The following is a 17933-nucleotide window of genomic DNA, read 5'->3' as shown; positions in this document are numbered from 1 at the left end:
GGCTTTTCAGGATGCAGGTTGTTTTGACGGTTCCCAAGCTGGCCTGCTCGGCTTGTGTGGAGACCATTGCCCAGGCGGTGCGGCAACGGGATCCCCAGGCCCAAGTGGAAGCGGATCCCAAGACTAAGCAGGTGCGGATTCTCTCCGCGCAGACAGACACGGACTGGCGGCAGGTTCTTGCCCAAGTGGGCTATCCGCCGGCGTAGCGACGTCGGCAGGACAAAGCTCCCGGCTGGGGTTTTCCTCGTTGTTGGGAGGAAGGAGGCTTTGGCGTTGCTTTTACTCGGAGGGCAGCCATGTCTGGTTCTAGTACCCCCAACCCCTCTGCCCCATCGGCTGCCGGCACTTGGCGCTTGGCCATCCAGGGTATGAGCTGTGCCTCCTGCGCTGCCGGCATTGAACGGGCGCTGGGCCAGGTGCCAGGGGTGACGGCGCAAACGGTGAACTTTGCCAGCGAACAGGCGATTGTTCAAGGGGATCCCCGGCTGGTGAGCCCCCAAGCCTTGATCCAGGCGGTGGAGCAGGCGGGGTATCGGGCCCACCTCATCCAAGACGATTGGCAACCGCTGGAGCCGACGGATCCAGAGCGGATTGCCCAACGGGCGGCAATAGGAGTAGGCATCAGCACGGCGCTGCTAGTGGGATCGTTGCCGATGATGCTGGGGAGGGAGATCCCCGGCTTGCCCCTACAGGATCCGTGGCTGCAGTTGCTGCTGACAATACCGGTGCAGTTTTGGGTGGGCCAGCCGTTTTATCGCGGGGCCTGGGCGGCTTGGCGGCGGCGAACGGCCGATATGAACACCCTGGTGGCCTTGGGAACCAGTGCCGCCTTCTTCCATTCCCTTTTTGCCACCCTCTTTCCCGACTTCTTCCACCGGCAAGGGCTGCACCCCGAGGTGTACTACGAAGTAGCGGCTGTGGTCGTCACGCTGGTGCTGGTGGGCAAGTGGATGGAGCAGCGGGCCAAAGCCCAAACCTCCGAGGCCATCCGCAAGCTGATGGGGCTGCAGCCCAAAACCGCAAGGGTAATTCGCCAGGGGGTGGAACAGGAGATCCCAATTGGGGAGGTGCAAGTAGGAGATTGCATCCGCGTGCGCCCCGGCGAGAAGGTGCCGGTGGACGGTGTAATCCTGGAAGGCTCCTCGGCGATAGATGAGTCGATGGTAACCGGGGAAAGCCTGCCTGTCGTCAAATCGGTGGGGGATGAGGTTATCGCGGCCACTCTCAACCAGACCGGCAGCTTTGTCATGAAGGCCCAGCGGGTAGGCAAAGATACGCTTTTGGCCCAGATCGTGCGCCTGGTGCAGGAAGCTCAGGGATCCAAAGCTCCCATTCAGCAGGTGGCAGATCGAGTGACCTCGTGGTTTGTGCCGGCGGTCATTGGAGTGGCGGCGGTAACGTTTGGGCTCTGGTGGGGACTGGCGGGCAAGCCAACGTTGGCTTTGGTCAATGCCGTTGGGGTGCTGGTCATTGCCTGCCCTTGTGCCTTGGGTTTGGCCACCCCCACCTCGATCCAGGTGGCCACAGGGCGAGGAGCAGAGCTGGGGATCCTGGTGAAGCGGCCTGAGAGCTTGGAGGTGTTGGCCCATCGCCTCGCCACGGTGGTCTTGGACAAAACCGGCACTCTCACCGCTGGCCGTCCCGCTGTTACCGATATCTGGACTCCAGCCTCCTCTCCCCTAGGGCTGTTGCGTCTAGCGGCTGCGGCAGAACAGTACTCAGAACATCCGCTAGCCCGGGCAGTGGTGCAAAAAGCTGAAGCAGAAGGGATCGCGCTCCCGCCAGCCCAGCACTTCCAGGCAAGAGTAGGCGAGGGGATAGAAGCCTGGGTAGAGGGACAGCCGGTGCGTGTTGGTCGGCTGAGCTGGCTGCAGGCGATGGGGATCCCTTGCCATCCCGCCAGCAAGGAGCGGGCTCAAGCTTGGGAGAACGAGGGCAAAACGGTCATTGGCGTGGCTCAAGGGGAGAGTTTTCTGGGACTGCTGGCCATTGCCGATCCGCTAAAGCCCACTTCCGCTGAAGCTGTGCAGCAGCTGCACCAGATGGGGCTGGAGGTGGTTATGCTGACTGGCGACAACCCCACCACTGCCCAAGCCATTGCCCGGCAGGTCGGGATCCGGCGAGTCATTGCCCAAGTCCGTCCTGAGCAGAAGGCAGCCTTGATTCGCCAGCTTAGGCGGCCTCAGGGGCGGGTGGTGATGGTGGGAGACGGCCTTAACGATGCGCCGGCCCTGGCTGAGGCCGATGTGGGGATTGCCATGGGGACGGGCACGGACGTGGCCATGGCCACCGGCGACATTACCCTGGTATCGGGTGATCTGCGGGGTGTGGCTGCCGCCATCCAACTCAGCCGGGCTACCCTTGCCAACATTCGCCAAAACCTCTTCTTTGCTTTTATCTACAACGTCCTGGGGATCCCCATTGCTGCCGGGGCGCTCTATCCCTTCACCGGCTGGCTGCTCAACCCCATGTTGGCGGGGGCAGCCATGGCCTTCAGCTCTGTCTCGGTGGTGGCCAATGCCCTGCGCCTGCGGCACTTTCAGCCCTCACCCCCAGTCCCTCTTGCTCGGAGAGGAGGGAGTTAGGGATCAAGACAAGGATCTGGAATTATCTCCCCGGAGGCGGCAATCCCCCTGGGGGGCCTTGGTGAACAACTAGCGGCAGGCTAGCCTAAAAGGCCCAGGCAGGCTGGGGAAAGTGCGGCGCCAATCCGCTCCCTCAGCGAAAACACCCACCTGCTTTTTCCTGGACCTTTGCAATTCCCAAGGAACGGAGTTTTCGTGTTGAATACCCTCAGTTTTTCTCCTTCCCCTACCGTTGGGCAGTCCCCTTCTGCGTCCTTGCCCTTGTTGCTCATCGGCCACGGATCCCGTGACCCGGAGGGACAGCAAGCCTTCCTGGAGCTGGCCCAGACCTACCAAGCTCTCACCCCCCATCGGCCGGTGATCCCTTGCTTTCTGGAGCTGGCCCAGCCGACCATTGCCCAAGGGGTGGAACACTGCTTGGCCCAGGGGTGGCAGGAGATCGTGGCTCTGCCGCTATTGCTGTTTGGGGCGCGCCACAACAAGTTCGACGTGACCACAGAGCTGGATCGCCTCCAGGCCCTCCACCCGCAGTTGCGCGTCCACTACGGCGCGCCGCTGGGGATCCGCGTTGAGATCTTGCAAATGCTGCGGGAGCGAATGGCCACTTTGCTGGCCGCCCAGCCGCAGCGGATCCCGGAAGCGGAGACGGTGCTGCTCTTTGTCGGCCGCGGCTCCAGTGATCCCGAAGCCAACGCCGAAGCCTGTAAGCTGGCTCGACTGCTCTGGGAAGGGTCTGGGTTTGCGGCCGTGGAGACTTGCTTTATCGGCATTACCCATCCGCGCCTGCCCGTGGGGTTGCAGCGAGCCCTCTCTTGGCAGCCGCGCCGGGTTCTCGTGTTGCCCTATTTTCTCTTTACAGGGGTACTGGTGAAAAGAATCGAGGCGGCAGTGCAGGAGCAGCGGCGCTGCCACCCCGAGATTGACTGGCTGATGCTGCCAGAATTGGGCATAGTGGATACGGTGCTGCACAGCCTGCAGCAACTGGAGCAGGAGGCTCTCCAGGGCCAAACTCCAGGGAACTGCCACCTCTGCAAGTTTCGCCTGGCGGTGAGTGCAGAGCTGGGAGCAGGACATTCCCATCCTCATCCCCACGACCATGACCATCACTCTCATGGGCATGGACACGACCATCACTCCCATGGGCACGGTCCTCACCACCATCACTCTGAACACCACCATGCCCCCGCAGGGGCAGCGGATCCCTGGGCCTCCTTGGAGAGCTATCACCAACGAGCTTGGCAGGTGCCCTAGCAAGAGCGACGGGATAAACTGGGGGGTGGCAGGCGTTGTGTGGGCCCCTTAGGGCTTTGGTTTCTTGGCCTACCCGATGACGAGGCTTGTCCGCTCCTTTTGGATCTCCGGTGCTGCTGCTGCAGGGAGCGGGCTCCTCGTCTTCGCCGGGGTGGTGGCTCTGCTGGATCAGATCCTGCCGACTCTGCCCAAGATTTCCCTCTCCTTGGCTGGGATCCCTGGCCTAGCGGCTGGGCTGGGGGCTGCCTATGGGGTTTGGTGGCTGGCCCGGCTGGCGTTGCAGTCGACCTCTTGGGGCAGCTTCCGAGAAGCGCTGCTAGAAGCTCTATCTCCGTTTGATCCTGCCGATCACGGCGGCCAGCCGCGACTACGACCCAAGCCTAGCCCAGAGCAAGCGCTGCGCCAGCTGCAATCCCAAGTTGCTGCCCTGGAGGCAGAATTGGAACGCCAAGGGATCCAACTACAGCAGGCAAAAGCAGAGCAAGCCCAGCTCCAGCAGCGGCAGCAGCAACTCGAGCGCCTTCTACAGTGCACAAAATGGGAAAACCAAAAGCTGCACTCTCAACAAGAGGAATGGGCCCGGCAACTGGAACAGTCCCAAGAGAAGTTGCAGGCGTTGCAAGCGTCCTACCGGGCCCTGGAGACCCTCTGTGAGATCAGCTTCGCTCTCATCGAGAAAACGCGAGGTGAAGACCCCCGGCTTTAGCCGTGGGGTAGTGCGTCTCCAGCTAGCTGCCACCCTCGCCTACCCGCCTGAGCACGAAGAGACTCCCTTGGCTGCCACGGCCAATCCGCAGATCCTCATCCAAATAGGTGATATCCAGCCAGCCCGTTGGCTTGCGACAACCCAGGTCAATCTTGATAGCCGGGATCCGGTTGGGATCCCGTTCGAGCAGATAGAGAAAGCTCTCGATCTCGTAGCTCATCAACGCCTGGAGTCCCACAAGCAGCCGCTCGAACAGCACCTTGACCCGCTGTTCCGACGCCGGATAGAAGCGGGCTGCCACCGCCAAGATCCCCCGCGGCAGCCAGCCGGATCCCTGGATTTCGGCCACGTTAAAGACTTGGCTCTTTTGGGCTCGAATGCACTGATAGATCTCGCCGGTGGTCAAAAGGGGCAAAGGGGCCAGCCGCAACAAAGCGGCGCTAGTGGTGAACAGGTTCAGCCAAGTCCCCTCCAACCGTTCAGGAGCTGCTAGGGGGTTAGGGGTAGGGTTGAGGACTTCTAGGGCGGCAATGTGAGCCAGAATCTGGTTTTTTTGGCTAGGGGAAACCCTGCGGCCCCGGTCGGTCGTCTCCAAAAGCTGCAACAGCGCCGACTTTTTTTCAGCTAAGGTTTCAGGCATGGGACCATACCGGCAGGACGACCCTATTCTAGGAGCAAGCAGCTAGGCGGAAAACCCAGGGTCTGTGCCTCAATTGCCCGGCTCTTTTGCCCACTGCAGATCCGCCACCTGCTTGTAGCCCAGCCCGGCCCGCACCAGCAGCGGCTCCGGCCCTGTGAGATCGATGACGGTCGAGACCTGGGCCCGATAGGGAGCCTCGTCATCCACTATCAGATCCACTTGCTTCTCCAACTGGCGCATTTCCTCGGCGGTAAAGATTCCCCCTTCCTCCCAATCCGCTGCCGGATCAAAGCCCACCTCCAACGAGCCGATGGGATCCCTGCCCAGCTTGGCCGAGGTGGAGACGATGGGGTTACCCAACTCGGCCAACAGCGCCTGACAGATGGCCGAATCGGGCACGCGGATGCCAGTGGTCTTTCGCTTGGGATCCATCACCAACCGAGGCACCAGCTTGGTGGCTGGCAACAAAAACGTAAACGGGCCAGGGATCAGCCGCCGCATCAGCCGATAGGCGGGATCGCTCACCTGGGCATACTGAGCAATCTGGGAAAGCGAAGGGCACAGAAAGGTAAGAGGCTTGTCGTTAGAAAGCCGCTTGATGTGCCGCACCCGCTCCACTGCCTGCTTGTGAGTGACATCGCAGCCGATGGCATAGACCGTGTCGGTGGGATAAAGCATGACCGCCCCCTCGCGGAGCGCGGCTGCAATGCGCTGGATGGAGCGGGGCTGGGGGTGTTGGGGATGGAGCTTGAAGTATTCGGCCATCAGAAAACGTCAAGACTCAGAACGGCTTTCCGAGACCTCCACCACAGGACGAGGGGTGGGCGGCACCGACAGGGAGCTCTGCGGCCAGTCTTTGAGCTGCTGCATCAGCGCCTGGATGTGCAAACGCGGCAGGTAGGGCCAGTCACCTGCCTCCTCTAGTTCTTGAAGTACTTGATAGAGCTCTTGCCGGGTGTTGGGCAAAGCTTCTTGGAAGGCTCCCTCCAAAATGGTGCGGTGCAGATCCTCCAACAGGCGCAGCAGCATTGCCAGCTCCAGACAGGATCCTGCCCTTGCCTGCGTCGCCTGCTCAACGGCCCGCTTAATCTGGCGCAAGTCGGGTGGCAGATCCTCCTCGGAGACGTACATAGCCACTCATCTCTGGGCTTGGGGGAAGCGGGGGCACTCCTATTCTAGGCTTCTCTTGAGGCGCCGCTAGCTGGATCTTGCCCCCAGGTCGAGGGGGCTCTGGATCCCGGCCCAGACTCTGCCACACTCGCTGCAGGAGAGCATCCAAACCCTGCCTGGCCACTGCCGAGATGGCCAAGACTGGAGCGCCGACGGCGGTTGCAAGCCGCTGGGTTCGCTCGACAACCTCCTGCGGCTCGAGGGCGTCGATTTTGTTTAAAACCACAATCTGCGGCTTGTCGATGAGCCCGTGGCCGTAGGCGCGCAACTCCTGCTGCACAACTTGGTAAGCCCTGACAGGATCGGCCACCGTGCCGTCCACCAAATGAATCAGCAGCCGCGTGCGCTCCACATGGCGCAAAAAGTCATGCCCCAGTCCCACCCCTCGGTGGGCTCCCTCAATGAGACCGGGAATATCGGCAAACACGACCCCATCGCCCGAGGGATGGGGCACCACCCCCAAATTGGGCTGTAGCGTGGTGAAGGGGTAATCGGCAATCTTAGGCCGGGCGGAGGAGATCACGGAAATCAAGGTTGACTTGCCGGCGTTGGGCAGGCCGACGATCCCCACTTCAGCAATGAGCTTCAGCTCCAGGCGCAGCCGCACCCGCTCCCCCGGCTGGCCCCTAGTAAAACGGCGGGGGGCGCGATCGTGGTTGCTCAAGAAGTGGGCGTTGCCCAAGCCCCCTTTGCCGCCCCGGGCCACCAGCAGCTGATCCCCTGGCTGCACCAGATCTCCAAGGAGCTCGCCCGTTTCTGCGTTGAACACCATCGTGCCACAGGGCACCCGCACCAGCCGATCTGCCCCGCTGGCCCCCGTGCGCTGGTTGGGTCCTCCTTTGGAGCCGTTTTCGGCTTTGATGACCGGCTGGAAGCGAAAGTCCAGCAAAGTCTGCAGCCCCGGATCTGCCACTAGGATCACCGAGCCGCCCCGCCCCCCATTGCCGCCCGAGGGTCCGCCGGCAGGCACGTACTTCTCGCGGCGGAAGGCCACAATGCCATCCCCCCCATTTCCCCCCTGTACCTCAATCTCCACCTGGTCAATGAAATGCAACTGCCTTTCTCCCAACGCTCCCTGGGCTACTTTCTTACTAGCTTGGCAGGAGGGCGAGGAAATTTGCTACAAGAGCTTCTTTTTTAAGCTAGGATAGTGTTTCCAAGACCTACCCTTTTGGGTGTGAAGGTGGAGGCATGCCCATGCCTTCTCCTAGTCTAGGTCTGGCTGTGGTTTGAACTTGCGCAACTGCTCTGCTAGTAAGCTCCTATGACTCGAGTTACCGCTGCTGCCGACGTAGGTTTTACCACCGAGGACTTTGCCGCTCTCCTGGACAAGTACGACTATCGCTTCAGCCCCGGCGAAATTGTAACCGGCACAGTATTTTCGGTGGAACCGGGTGGCGCGTTAATCGACATTGGGGCCAAAACCGCTGCCTTCTTGCCGCTGCAGGAGATGTCTATCAGCCGGGTGGAAGATCCCCACGAGGTACTCCAGCCCGGAGAGACGCGCGAGTTCTTCATCCTCACTGAAGAGAACGAGGAGGGGCAGCTGACCCTCTCCATCCGCCGCATTGAGTACATGCGGGCGTGGGAACGGGTGCGCCAGCTCCAAAAAGAGGATGCCACGGTGCGGGCCACCATTTTTGCCACCAACCGCGGGGGCGCCCTGGTGCGCATCGAGGGGCTGCGCGGTTTTATCCCCGGCTCCCACATCAGCACCCGCAAGCCCAAGGAAGAGCTAGTGGGCGAGGAGCTGCCCTTGAAGTTTCTCGAGGTGGACGAAGACCGCAACCGCTTGGTGTTGAGCCATCGCCGGGCTTTAGTGGAGCGGAAGATGAACAAGCTGGAGGTGGGCGAGGTGGTGGTTGGCACGGTGCGCGGCATCAAGCCCTACGGTGCTTTCATTGACATTGGCGGCGTTTCCGGCTTGCTGCACATTTCCGAGATCTCCCACGAGCACGTCGACACACCCCACAGCGTCTTTAACGTCAACGACGAAGTGAAGGTGATGATCATCGACCTAGACGCGGAGCGGGGCCGGATCTCGCTATCAACTAAGCAGCTGGAGCCCAATCCCGGCGATATGCTGCGGGATCCCAAGCTGGTTTACGAGAAAGCCGAGGAAATGGCAGCCAAGTACCGCGAGCAACTGCGGGCTGCCAAGCAAGGACAGGCGGAACAGGTCGAGGAGGCACCCTTGAGGGTGGCAGAAGAAGAGCTGGAATATGCGGCAACAGCAGCGGAATAGGGCAGGCGGCCTGAGGCGCGCTGGTCTGGCCGTCGCGGCCTTCACCTGGGATCGTAGGGGGGCAGCCGAGCAGGAGGGCAGCGGCGGTGGCAGGAGATTTGTCCATGGGCGTCTGCGGCTACCTCTACACGCCGGCCTATGCTCCTTGGCCAGAAGAGGAGCTGGCTTGGCTAAAAGCTCACGGGGCTGATCCTCTCTGGCACGACTGGGGATCCCGTACCTACCTGGAGGAGCTGCTGCAGGGCGTGGCCAGTGGCTCGGTGCATCAGGTGCTGCTGGTGCGCCTGGCGGATTTGGGAGATCAGCTGGATGAGGTGCACGGGCGGCTGCTGCAAATCCAACAGGCTGGGGTCCGCCTTAGCCTGGTCAGGGCAGATGGCCTACAAACCCCTAGCACTGCTGGCGAGTGGATCCCGCTGCTAGCTGAGGTTCCCCATCACCTGCAAAGCCGCCGTCGCCGTCAAAGCCAGGCTCAAAGCCGTCTGGCAGGCAAGCCTCCCCCCGGGCCGCCTCCCTTTGGCTACCGCCGCGAAGGGGGTCGCTATATCCCCGATTGCCGCCAGGCCCCCATTGTTCAGGATTTTTTCCGGCACTTTCTCCTCTACGGATCTCTGCGGCAGGCGGTGCGCTTCATTGCGGAGAAGCACCACAAGCGCATCTCAGTAGCCACCGGGCGCAACTGGCTGCTCAACCCGGTCTACCGGGGGGATCTGGCCTACGCCGACGGTACTGTTCTGCGCGATACTCACCCAGCTCTCCTCAGCCGCACCGAAGCCGCCCAGATCGATCGCTGGCTGAAACGCAACCAAGGGATCCCGCGCCGCAGCGCCAGCGCCTCCCGCGCCTTGGCCGGACTCGTCCACTGCCGGGCCTGTGGCAGCCTGCTACGCATTGTGCAAACAACCCCCAGCAAGGGCAAAAGGAACGGCTCTTCTTACCTCTACCTGCGCTGCCAAACCTGCCGCTATAGCCTCCGCTACGCTGAAGTCCTGCAGGAGGTGATTCGACAGGTCTGTGAGCAGTTGCCCCAACGGCTCCAGACGCTGGATCGGCAGGCTCTAGCCCAAACTCGCCAACAGCTCCAGGCCCAACTCCAGGCCAACGCCGAGCGGCTGCGGCAACTGGAAGAGCTGCGACAAGCCGGCCTGCTGGACGAGCCCTCGCTAGCCCAGCGCTGCTACCAGCTGCGAGCAGAGACAGCCCGCTTGGCCCAAAAGCTAGAGCAGCTCCCCCCTGCCAACCTCACCCAGACCGTCCAAACCCTCTCCCTCCCGCCCTTCTGGCAGGATCTCAGCGAAAGCGAGCGCCGCGCCTACCTGCGGGAAGTCCTGCGCAAGGTTGAGGTGGATTCCACGGGGGCTGTGCAGATTACCTTTGCCTTTGATCCGCTCTGAAAGACTTCTACAACCCCGGACAAAAGCGGACTTGTGCTCCAGGTTGAGGCTTTCTTCCTGCTTCCACGACCCATAGCTAGCAGCAGAGTTCACCTCCGCTACCCCACTAGAGGGATCTCCACAGGCGTCACTTCCCGTCGAGCTGACGGTAGTTGCTCCTTGCTCTTGAGCGAGCACGCAGGCCAAAGGCGGAGCCAACTTTAGCCTAGGCGAAATGCCTACCCGAAGAAACGTACCTGCTCGCTTACTAGCTTAGCTAACCCCCGTCAAGGTAGAAGGTGCGCTGGCGAGGTTGCCCATTGTGCTGGGAAGCCCTAGCGACCTTCTTTAGTCCTCGTTCGCAACAGCGGTGCGGCTTTGGCCACCTGGATCTACCTGAGCTGGCAAGGCCAAGCTTGTATCTAAAAATGAAGGGAATGGCCCGGAAAAGCGTCGCAAACCTTATCAATTCCTTGTCTAGACCCCTTTCCACTCCAAGATGGATCCTGCAGGGATCTGAGGGATCCCCCCCCAGGAAACAGTCTAGGAGGTGGATATGGAAGGGCAAATGCAACCCACCGTCGTGATTACTGGTGCTTCCTCAGGCGTTGGCCTGTATGCCTCCTTAGCTTTGGCCAAGCGGGGCTGGCACGTGGTCATGGCCTGCCGGGATCCGGACAAGGGCCGGCGGATGGCCCAGCAGGTGGGGATCCCAGAGGGGAGCTACAGCCTGATGCCAATTGATCTGGCCAGCCTGGCCAGTGTTCGGCAGTTTGTCGAGCAGTTCCGTCAGTCGGGCCGTTCTCTGGATGCCCTGGTGTGCAACGCCGCCATCTACATGCCCCTGCTCAAGCAGCCCCTGCGCAGCCCCGAGGGCTATGAGCTAACCATGGCCACCAACCACCTAGGACATTTCCTCCTCTGCCACCTGATGCTGGAGGATCTCAAGCGCTCCCCTTACCCGGATCGGCGGTTGGTAATCTTAGGAACGGTTACCCACAACCCCAAAGAGCTGGGAGGCAAGATCCCACCCCAGCCTCACCTAGGGGATCTGCGGGGCTTTGCCCAGGGCTTTAAGGAACCCATCAGCATGGCCGACGGCGGCAAGTTCGATCCCGTCAAGGCCTACAAAGACAGCAAAGTTTGCAACATCATCACCATGCGGGAGCTGCACCGCCGCTTCCACGAGAGCACCGGCATCACCTTTCTCTCCCTTTACCCCGGCTGTGTGGCGGAAAGCGGCCTCTTCCGCCATCACTATCCCTTGTTCCAAAAGCTTTTCCCCTGGTTTCAAAAATACATCACCGGTGGCTATGTCTCCCAAGAGCTGGCCGGCGAGCGGGTGGCGCAGGTGGTGGCCGATCCCGAATTTCGCCAGTCGGGATTCTACTGGAGCTGGGGCAACCGGCAACGGAAGAATGCCAGGCCCTTTAACCAGGAGGTTTCTGACGAAGCAAAGGATGAGGCCAAAGCCAAGTTGCTCTGGGAGCTGAGCGAGAAACTGGTGGGTGTGCCCCAGTTGGCGGCCCTCTAGCTTTGCCAGTTTCTAGGAACCACCGCTGGCCAATTGGTTGCGTAGTCTACACCCCCAACTTTTGGGGATCGCAACCCCAGCACCATTGTTGGGCTTGGCACCTATGCCCTTGGATCCTCAAGGTGGATCTGGAGGACCTCGGGATCCCGCAGGGGCAAGGGACCTTGGCCAAAGCCAGCCCGATGCAAGCCAGGGGATCTTCGCACCCTGTCCAACGGGGTTAACCTTAGCTCCGCTCCGAAATGGGGATGTAGCGCTGCTGGCGCTTGCCGGTGTAGACCTGGGTGGGGCGAAAGAGGCGATTATCCGCCAACTGCTCCCGCCAATGGGCCAGCCAACCCGCTACCCGGGCAATGGCAAACACCGGCGTAAACAAATCCTCTGGGATCCCCAACTTGGCGTAGACCAAGCCTGAGTAGAAGTCCACGTTGGGGTAGATGCCCTTGGGTCCCAGCAGCTCTGCACACACCCGCTCTACCTCCAGGGCAATGTCGTAGTACTTGTCGTGGCCGTGGCGCTCGAACAGCTCCTCGGCAAGCTTTTGCAGGATGATAGCCCGCGGATCCTTCACTTTGTAGACGCGGTGCCCCATGCCCATAATCCGCTCTTTTCTAGCCAGCTTTTCTTCAATAAACGGGCGGACGTTCTCCACTGAGCCAATCTGCCGCAACAGCTTCATTACCTCTTGGTTGGCCCCGCCGTGCAGCAACCCCGAAAGGGTGCCCACCGCTGTGGCCAGGCTGCTGTAGGGGCTAGCCAGGGTCGAGGCGCTCACCAAAAGGGCAAAGGTTGAAGCGTTAACCGTGTGCTCGGCGTGCAGGATGAGACAGGTATCGAAAACGCGAGCTAGCCAGGGATCTGGCTTTTTGCCCGAGAGCATGTAGAGGAAATTGGCGGCATGATCCAGGCTGTCGTCAGGGGGAATGGGATCGTTGCCCTGCCGCATCTGGTGAAACATGGCCACCATCGTCGGCAGCTTGGCCAGCAGGCGGGTAACCGTGACAAAGACGTAGTCGGGATCTGCCTCCTGCACCGGGTAGAACATGCCCAGGCTGGCGACACAGGTCTGTAGGGCATCCATCGGGTGGCCCGAGTCGGGAAACGACTTAATCATGTCGCGGATACGGTACTTGACCCGCCGATGGCTGCGGACAGCCTGATCAAAGTTGTCCAGCTCCGACTGGGTGGGCAGCTTGCCAAAAATCAGCAAGTAAGCTGTCTCCAGAAAGGTACTGTGGGCCGCCAGCTCCTCAATGGGGATGCCGCGGTATTCCAGGATCCCTGCCTGGCCGTCGACAAAGCTAATGTTGGATCGCGTGGCCGGAACGCCCTCTAGCCCAGGCCTGTATTCCGCCATAGCTGGATGCCTATGTGCTCCCCAAAACGAGAGAACAAGGGCGCTACTTTGCTTGCTATCCGCTACATTAAACCACGAGGAGGCCTGGCCCGTAAGCCCCTGGCTGCAGGGGGCCATTGACCCAACTGTAGCTGCCCAGGATAGTGCCAGCAGGGATCTGGGCTTGGGGCCCTAGGCGGGTATAGGCGCCGATGTAGCAAGGGGCGTGCAGTTGGGCGGCGGGGTGGACCTCAGCCGTCTTGTGAACCCAGATCCCGGGCGCCCGTTCTTCCACATCCTCGAGCGGAAAATCCCTCATCCGGCCTAGGAGAATATCCAGTTGACCCTGGTAGTAGCTGGCCGGCGTGCCCAGATCCCGCCAGTAGCCCGTGTGCAGGTAGGCTTGCAGCCGCTGCCCTTGCTGGAGCAGGTCGGGGAAGACGCGCCGCTCAAAGCTAAGGGGATCCCCGCTGGGGTAGTCCTTGAAAATGGCTGGATCGAGGACATAGGTGCCAGCGTTGATGGTGTTGGTGGTCAGGGTGAGGGCTTCGGCAGGGGTGGGCTTTTCCCGAAAGGATTGGATCCGGCCGCCTTCCCCCACTTCCACCAGGCCGTAGGCGGTGATGTCCTCAACGCGGGCAAGGGTAAGGGTGGCAACAGCCCCGCTCTGCAGATGACAGCGCATCAATGCCGCCAGATCCAGATCGGTGAGGATATCGGCGTTGAAGACCACCAAGGGATCCCCGTTGAAATAGGGCTGGGCCAACACCAAAGCCCCTGCCGTATCCAGCGGTGTTTCCTCGACGATGTAGCGGAGCTTTACCCCCCAGGCAGCGCCATCTCCTAGGGCAGCCTCGATTTGCCTGCCCAAGTACCCAACGCTCAACAGGATGTCCGTCAAGCCAGCTCGACGGCAGCGGCCAATGAGCCAGTGCAAAAAAGGTACCTCCAACAAGGGCAGCAACGGCTTTGGCTGCCATAAGGTCAAAGGCCGTAAGCGAGTTCCCTGCCCCCCTGCCAGAATTACCGCCTGCATAGCTGTCCCCAACCCATTTTCCCAGCCTAGATGGTAGGGGAAAAGGATCCGGCTTGCCAGAGCCAACTGGCTGAGCCAGAGGCGGGGAGAGCCTCCCTTTGCCGCCGTTCCGCTGGGCAGCGAAGGCCTGCTAGGCTGGCGGCGACGGCTGGGGATCCCGGTAGGCGGCCAGGATGGCCTGGGCAGCCAACTGGCCAGAGAGGGTGGCTCCTTCCATGCTGTCGATGTAGTCCTGGGCGGTGTAGCTGCCGGCAAGGAAGAAGTTGGGCACGGGAGTTTTCTGCTGCGGCCGATAGGGCTCCATGCCTGGCGCCTCGCGGTAGAGAGAGTGGGCCAGCTTGACCACGCTGTACCAGGTCAGGTTCAGTTGCCGCGAGGAGGGAAAGAGCTCATGCACTTGGTGCAGCACGTGCTGGGCAATGGCCTCGCTGGACATGGAGATAAAGGGATCCCCGGGCGTAAGCACGCATTGCAGCAGGGATCCCTGGCCGGGTTTGTAGTAGTCAGCAGGGCTGGTGAGGGCGAGATCGGCAAAGCAGGAGAAATCGGCATCGGCAGTGTAGAGGAGGTTGTCGATGCCAAGCGGCTGGGGGTAGTCGACGGCGCGTTTGGCCCGGCCCTGGGGATTTAGCTCCGTCACCCAGCCGTCGAAGCGCAACTGCACCGTGGCAACCGGCACCGAGTCCAGCTTGTAGAGGTTGTCGAACTGGGGCCATTGCCGCCACACCTGGGGGATCAAGCGTTTCGCCCCTTCTACCGCCGTTGCACATACATACACATCCGCCTCCACGCGCTCGCCGTTGGCCAAAACCAGGCCGGTTACCGCGTAGGGGGGGGAGTCGCTGACTTCAATGCGGCTAACCCCCCGCCGGGTATGAACCTGACCGCCGCGGGCTTGCAGGTAGCGGACGATGGGTTGGGTAAGGTAATTGTCCGGGGATCCCTTGAGGAAATTGAGCTTAGAGGCGTCTGTTTTGCTGGCAAACATCTGAAAGATGGTCAGCATGCAGCGAGCAGAAATCTGCTCCGTGTCGATGAAGCCCAGGGCATAGGCAATGGGGTTCCACATCCGCTTCAGGCTACCCTCAGACCCGCCGTGCTGGCGGAACCACTCGGCAAAGCTTACCCGATCCAAAGCGCGAATCTGTTGCATTGCCCCTTCGTAGTCCAGCAGGCCGCGAATCAAGGGGCTAGTGCCTAGCGCCAAGGCGTTGCGCAGTTTATCGGCCCAGGAGAGCTGGTTGGTGGTAAAAAAAGCTTTGAGGCCGTTGAAGGGTGCTCCTAGGGGAAAGCGAAAATCGAGGCTGGCCACCCGCCCGCCGCGGTTGACAAAGGTGTGGACGTGCTGCTTGGGCAGCAGATTCTCGTAGGCCCCCACCTTTTTCATCAGGGCAAACAGGTTGCTGTAGTTGCAGAAAAAAACGTGCAATCCCATCTCGATGTGGTTGCCCTCGGCATCCTGCCAGGATCCCACCTTGCCGCCGGCAAAGGGCCGCGCCTCGTAGATCTGCACTTCATGGCCCGCCTCAGCCAAGTAAACCCCCGTTGCCAAGCCGGCCAACCCTGCTCCAATAATGGCTACCCGCATCGCGATTTCCTAGGCCCCGCCAGGGGCTGACGCAACTGCAAAGAAAGATGAACTGCTCCCATTCTGGAACAAAATGCCGCCCACTTCCCCCCTTGACAGACAGCGGCAAAGTTTGTCACCATACACTACTAGCTAGTGCGGATGTAGCTCAGTGGTAGAGCTTCTCGTTGCCAACGAGAAGGTCGCGCGTTCGAATCGCGTCATCCGCTTTCTTGGCACTCCCTTGGCTTCTCTTCCAAGGGAAGGGGAGGTTGCCTATCGCTTGTAGAAGGTCTCTAGGCTGTAGCGGTCGCCCACAAAGCGCCAGTGCCAGGGCTCGTAGCTTACCCCTTGGGGGTTGCCGCGGGGGAAGGACAGCTCAAAGCCAAAACGAGCAGCGTTCTTCTCCAGCCAGCGGAAGGCAGGAGTCTTTTCAAAAGCCTCCTGGAGATCCCACTGCGGAAACTGGGCATCCCCAAGGTCGATAGCGTAGCCGGTGTGATGCTCGCTATATCCCGGGGGAGCGCTGACTGCAGCCCGTTCTCCTGGCCGCAGAGCCCGCGCTTGGGCTACTTGAAAAAACAAAGCCTCCTGCTCTGCTATCGAGCGAAACCCAGAGATAGGGACAAGGCGGATCCCGTCGGCTAGAGCCGCTGCGCTCATTCGCCGGTAGTTCTCGGCAGCAGCGTGGCGCAGGCGCACCTCACGACCGTGGTAATAGCTCACTACCTGGAGGGTCTCTGGCGGAGCTTCAGCATAGGCATAGTGGCCCAGCAGAGAGGGCCTGCCCTCTCCTTGCTGAGAAACAGAGAGATCTTGCGCCAGGGGTTCTCTTCTTTCCTTTGATCCTGGTGATCCTGGCAACCTGCCCACTGCCCACACCGTTGAGAGCAGCAGCGTAAGCAAGGCTAGACCTAGCCTTAAGCCTAGCCTCCAGGGACCTGAGGAGCCTTGCGCTTTTGCTGGAGGGGGAGGGTAGCGACGCGCAACTGGAATGTCGTCGTTCATACCCAAAGGCTGGGAGGCAAGCCCTCAGGTTCAGCCTCCTCACCGGCCCAAGTCCGCCAAGATATCGCGGGCGTGAGTTTCCGTATTAATGTTTTGGTAGACCTTAGCAATTTTGCCCTCACCATCAATGACGTAGGTTACTCGCTTGGCATAGCCGCCTCCGTCCACATCGTAGGCGCGGGCAATTGCGCCGTCGCTATCCACCAAGAGAGGGAAGGGCAAGTTGTACTTTTCGGCAAACTTCTTGTGGGAAGCTTGGTCGTCCATGCTTACCCCCAGCACCACCAAGTCTTTGCTCTGATAGTCCGCGTAGGCGTCACGGAAGCCGCAGGCCTCTTTGGTGCAGCCAGGGGTGTCATCTTTGGGGTAAAAGTAAAGAATCACCGTTTTCCCAGCAAAATCGGCTAGGGAAACCGGGTTGCCGTGGGCGTCGACGGTGTTAAAGCCAGGAGCAGGGGTACCGACCGCAAGAACCATAGACGGGTGAACTATAGGACTGCCCTCAGCATTTTCTTCAGCCCCCCTCCTCCCTGTCAAGCGCCGGATTCGGCTCGGCTGTCCGTTGCAACTCGGCCACCACTTCCTGGAGCTCCGCAGCTAACCCCGAAGGTAGCCGTCGTCCCAGGATCTCCGCCAGCGAGCGGTAGTACCATAGGGATCCCTCCTTACCGCCGGAGAAGCGCTCCCAAAGCTGATCCCCTAGCTGGCGAAAGTCCCGTAGGATGCAGCGGGCGTTGTGCAGCTTGTCAGCGGCAGCCACCAGCAGAACCGAAGCGTCTGCGGTTTCCAAATGCTTCAAGTAGGCCGTTTTCCGCTCCTTCCAGTTTTCTTTGGGCTCGCCCCGGGAGCTATCGCTTTCAGTATCCGTACACCCTAAGATGATCTGCAGCACTCGTTCTCCAAAGCGCTCCCGCAGTTGCTGTTCAATCTGGGCTCGTGGCTCGCCACTGTAGCGGGGGCCATCTTCCAGGCTGTCGTGGAGCAAAGCAGCAATGGCCTCATCCTCATCGGCACCGTACTCTAGGGCAATGGAGGCTACGGCCAACAGGTGGCTGAGGTAAGGGATCCTGGTTCCCTTGCGGGTTTGAGCAGCGTGCCATCGGTAGGCGTAGCGCATGGCCTCGGCAAACCGCGGCGTCAAGTGGGTGGACATCGGTCTCTCTCTAGTCGGGGTTGGTAAGTTGAGGAGATGGGGCGGGGATCGTTAGCACCTGGTCGGAACCTCAGAGGTTCAGATCCCAGCCCCCTGCCAAGTGTACTGCTAGGCGAAGGAGCTCGGAGTGATTTGGCTGGTAGGCGGCCACCTCTACTTGAGGACTGGCAGGAAATCCCCATTGCCGCTCAGCAGCAGCTCTGTTTTGGAGTCAAGATAGCCTCCCCTCCCAATTGGCCTTGCAGCTGCAAACGGCGCTGGCTGAGGTTGTGTCGGGTAGAGCCTGAAAATGGGACAGCATGCTACCGTCAGAAGGCCATGACGGCTTA

Annotated in this window: 17 protein-coding genes and 1 tRNA gene; 8 read left to right on the top strand and 10 right to left on the bottom strand. The window is 60.9% G+C overall.

Annotation, left to right across the window (positions count from 1 at the left end; translation table 11 throughout):
• Positions 1-11 precede the first annotated feature (11 nt).
• The 4 genes from NW808_RS10310 to NW808_RS10295 all read left to right on the top strand — a co-directional run bounded on the left by NW808_RS10310 (position 12) and on the right by NW808_RS10295 (position 4542).
• A complete protein-coding gene (locus NW808_RS10310) occupies positions 12-206 on the top strand; it encodes a copper chaperone (RefSeq protein WP_414396091.1) in 195 nt (64 codons plus the stop codon).
• A 90-nt stretch (positions 207-296) separates the two neighbouring features.
• Positions 297-2585: a heavy metal translocating P-type ATPase gene (locus NW808_RS10305; protein ID WP_414421119.1), complete on the top strand. Its 2289-nt coding sequence runs from the start codon at positions 297-299 to the stop codon at positions 2583-2585.
• A gap of 195 nt (positions 2586-2780) precedes the next feature.
• Complete coding sequence (locus NW808_RS10300; protein ID WP_414421118.1) at positions 2781-3836, top strand: sirohydrochlorin chelatase; 1056 nt, start codon at positions 2781-2783, stop codon at positions 3834-3836.
• A gap of 76 nt (positions 3837-3912) precedes the next feature.
• On the top strand, positions 3913-4542 hold the full coding sequence (locus tag NW808_RS10295) for a hypothetical protein (protein WP_414410182.1): 630 nt from the start codon (positions 3913-3915) through the stop codon (positions 4540-4542).
• Positions 4543-4564: 22 nt separating this feature from the next.
• Here NW808_RS10295 and NW808_RS10290 read toward each other — a convergent pair whose 3' ends face one another.
• From NW808_RS10290 to obgE, 4 genes are all read right to left on the bottom strand, one after another.
• Positions 4565-5182 carry a PAP/fibrillin family protein gene (locus NW808_RS10290; RefSeq protein ID WP_414421117.1) on the bottom strand — a complete coding sequence of 206 codons (618 nt, stop codon included), beginning with the start codon at positions 5180-5182 and terminating at the stop codon, positions 4565-4567.
• A 69-nt stretch (positions 5183-5251) separates the two neighbouring features.
• Positions 5252-5947 carry an L-threonylcarbamoyladenylate synthase gene (locus tag NW808_RS10285; RefSeq protein WP_414396083.1) on the bottom strand — a complete coding sequence of 232 codons (696 nt, stop codon included), beginning with the start codon at positions 5945-5947 and terminating at the stop codon, positions 5252-5254.
• Between the two features lie 9 nt (positions 5948-5956).
• Positions 5957-6313: a hypothetical protein gene (locus NW808_RS10280; RefSeq protein ID WP_414396082.1), complete on the bottom strand. Its 357-nt coding sequence runs from the start codon at positions 6311-6313 to the stop codon at positions 5957-5959.
• Positions 6267-7406 (bottom strand): GTPase ObgE, encoded by a 1140-nt coding sequence (gene obgE / locus NW808_RS10275; protein WP_414396118.1) that lies wholly within the window; start codon positions 7404-7406, stop codon positions 6267-6269. Before obgE ends, NW808_RS10280 begins: the two co-directional genes overlap by 47 nt.
• 210 nt (positions 7407-7616) lie before the next feature.
• Here obgE and NW808_RS10270 point away from each other — a divergent pair, with 210 nt between their 5' ends.
• The 3 genes from NW808_RS10270 to NW808_RS10260 all read left to right on the top strand — a co-directional run bounded on the left by NW808_RS10270 (position 7617) and on the right by NW808_RS10260 (position 11504).
• On the top strand, positions 7617-8597 hold the full coding sequence (locus tag NW808_RS10270) for a 30S ribosomal protein S1 (protein ID WP_414396080.1): 981 nt from the start codon (positions 7617-7619) through the stop codon (positions 8595-8597).
• Between the two features lie 86 nt (positions 8598-8683).
• On the top strand, positions 8684-9991 hold the full coding sequence (locus NW808_RS10265; RefSeq protein ID WP_414421116.1) for a recombinase family protein: 1308 nt from the start codon (positions 8684-8686) through the stop codon (positions 9989-9991).
• Between the two features lie 535 nt (positions 9992-10526).
• Complete coding sequence (locus tag NW808_RS10260) at positions 10527-11504, top strand: protochlorophyllide reductase (RefSeq protein ID WP_414421115.1); 978 nt, start codon at positions 10527-10529, stop codon at positions 11502-11504.
• 226 nt (positions 11505-11730) lie between these two features.
• Here NW808_RS10260 and NW808_RS10255 read toward each other — a convergent pair whose 3' ends face one another.
• From NW808_RS10255 to zds, 3 genes are all read right to left on the bottom strand, one after another.
• The gene (locus NW808_RS10255; protein WP_414396075.1) at positions 11731-12861 is read right to left on the bottom strand and encodes a citrate synthase; all 1131 of its coding nucleotides are present in this window, start codon (positions 12859-12861) and stop codon (positions 11731-11733) included.
• A 67-nt stretch (positions 12862-12928) separates the two neighbouring features.
• Positions 12929-13876 carry a sugar phosphate nucleotidyltransferase gene (locus tag NW808_RS10250; RefSeq protein WP_414396073.1) on the bottom strand — a complete coding sequence of 316 codons (948 nt, stop codon included), beginning with the start codon at positions 13874-13876 and terminating at the stop codon, positions 12929-12931.
• A 130-nt stretch (positions 13877-14006) separates the two neighbouring features.
• Positions 14007-15464: a 9,9'-di-cis-zeta-carotene desaturase gene (gene zds, locus NW808_RS10245; protein WP_414421114.1), complete on the bottom strand. Its 1458-nt coding sequence runs from the start codon at positions 15462-15464 to the stop codon at positions 14007-14009.
• Between the two features lie 137 nt (positions 15465-15601).
• Here zds and NW808_RS10240 point away from each other — a divergent pair.
• Positions 15602-15673 (top strand) — tRNA-Gly (locus NW808_RS10240).
• 46 nt (positions 15674-15719) lie between these two features.
• Here NW808_RS10240 and NW808_RS10235 read toward each other — a convergent pair.
• The 3 genes from NW808_RS10235 to NW808_RS10225 form a co-directional block, all read right to left on the bottom strand.
• Positions 15720-16169: a D-alanyl-D-alanine carboxypeptidase family protein gene (locus tag NW808_RS10235; RefSeq protein ID WP_414421113.1), complete on the bottom strand. Its 450-nt coding sequence runs from the start codon at positions 16167-16169 to the stop codon at positions 15720-15722.
• 321 nt (positions 16170-16490) lie between these two features.
• Positions 16491-16928, bottom strand: a complete 438-nt coding sequence (locus NW808_RS10230) for a peroxiredoxin (RefSeq protein ID WP_414405202.1) — start codon at positions 16926-16928, stop codon at positions 16491-16493.
• Positions 16929-16965: 37 nt separating this feature from the next.
• Positions 16966-17604, bottom strand: coding sequence for an HD domain-containing protein (locus NW808_RS10225; protein WP_414421112.1), 639 nt, complete (start codon positions 17602-17604; stop codon positions 16966-16968).
• Between the last annotated feature and the right edge of the window lie 329 nt (positions 17605-17933).

The organism is Synechococcus sp. W70.1, from assembly GCF_047461515.1.
GTDB lineage: Bacteria > Cyanobacteriota > Cyanobacteriia > Thermostichales > Thermostichaceae > Thermostichus.
Note: the sequence above shows the minus strand (reverse complement) of the source record. Positions and strands in the feature narration are given on the sequence as shown.

Coding starts and splice junctions, on each gene's coding strand:
- NW808_RS10310 (WP_414396091.1), top strand. CDS start 12: ATGCAGGTTGTTTTGACGGTTCCCAAGCTGGCCTGCTCGGCTTGTGTG.
- NW808_RS10305 (WP_414421119.1), top strand. CDS start 297: ATGTCTGGTTCTAGTACCCCCAACCCCTCTGCCCCATCGGCTGCCGGC.
- NW808_RS10295 (WP_414410182.1), top strand. CDS start 3,913: ATGACGAGGCTTGTCCGCTCCTTTTGGATCTCCGGTGCTGCTGCTGCA.
- NW808_RS10290 (WP_414421117.1), bottom strand. CDS start 5,182: ATGCCTGAAACCTTAGCTGAAAAAAAGTCGGCGCTGTTGCAGCTTTTG.
- NW808_RS10285 (WP_414396083.1), bottom strand. CDS start 5,947: ATGGCCGAATACTTCAAGCTCCATCCCCAACACCCCCAGCCCCGCTCC.
- NW808_RS10280 (WP_414396082.1), bottom strand. CDS start 6,313: ATGTACGTCTCCGAGGAGGATCTGCCACCCGACTTGCGCCAGATTAAG.
- NW808_RS10270 (WP_414396080.1), top strand. CDS start 7,617: ATGACTCGAGTTACCGCTGCTGCCGACGTAGGTTTTACCACCGAGGAC.
- NW808_RS10260 (WP_414421115.1), top strand. CDS start 10,527: ATGGAAGGGCAAATGCAACCCACCGTCGTGATTACTGGTGCTTCCTCA.
- NW808_RS10255 (WP_414396075.1), bottom strand. CDS start 12,861: ATGGCGGAATACAGGCCTGGGCTAGAGGGCGTTCCGGCCACGCGATCC.
- NW808_RS10250 (WP_414396073.1), bottom strand. CDS start 13,876: ATGCAGGCGGTAATTCTGGCAGGGGGGCAGGGAACTCGCTTACGGCCT.
- zds (WP_414421114.1), bottom strand. CDS start 15,464: ATGCGGGTAGCCATTATTGGAGCAGGGTTGGCCGGCTTGGCAACGGGG.
- NW808_RS10230 (WP_414405202.1), bottom strand. CDS start 16,928: ATGGTTCTTGCGGTCGGTACCCCTGCTCCTGGCTTTAACACCGTCGAC.
- NW808_RS10225 (WP_414421112.1), bottom strand. CDS start 17,604: ATGTCCACCCACTTGACGCCGCGGTTTGCCGAGGCCATGCGCTACGCC.